General features: G+C 56.7%; 1 protein-coding gene. It reads left to right on the top strand.

Translation table 11 applies throughout. The annotated features are described in order from the left end of the window. Nucleotides 1-276: 276 nt before the first annotated feature. On the top strand, nucleotides 277-510 hold a 234-nt coding region (locus J5224_RS35110), incomplete at its 3' end, for a paraquat-inducible protein A (protein WP_264629401.1).

Below are 510 nucleotides of genomic sequence, written 5' to 3'. Positions count from 1 at the left end.
GTGGGAAACACCAGCCTTCGACAGGTTAACGGCGGCGGCGCTCCTGACTGGGGTGCCGCTCGGCGAAAGATAAAGGAGGCAGAGCGTGTGCAATCATAACGCGAGACATGACGACTACATGTTGTGCCCCCAGTGCGACATGCTGGTGGAGTTACCCATCCTGAAGCACGGGCAGAAGGCAGTGTGTCCGCGCTGTAAATCAACCCTGGCCAACCGCCAGAATCAGGCGCACCAGCGCTCCATTGGCTTTGCCTTCAGCGCCTTGCTGATGCTGACATGGGCACCACCAGTGAGATATCGCTGTTTGAGATCCCGCAGGTGATGGTGTCCGATAATTACGCCAGCGTCGCCTTCCTGTTTATGCTGTTTGTTCAGGTGATCCCGGCGCTCTCCATGGTGATGGTTATCCTGCTGTCGCTGCGCGGCGATATGCCATTACGGCTGAAACGGGTAATGGCCATCTGGCTATTCTGGCTGAAAAGCTGGGGAATGGCCGAAATCTTTCTTGCT

It is taken from the genome of Candidatus Symbiopectobacterium sp. NZEC135, assembly GCF_025962695.1.
This window is presented reverse-complemented; position numbering and strand designations above follow the sequence as displayed.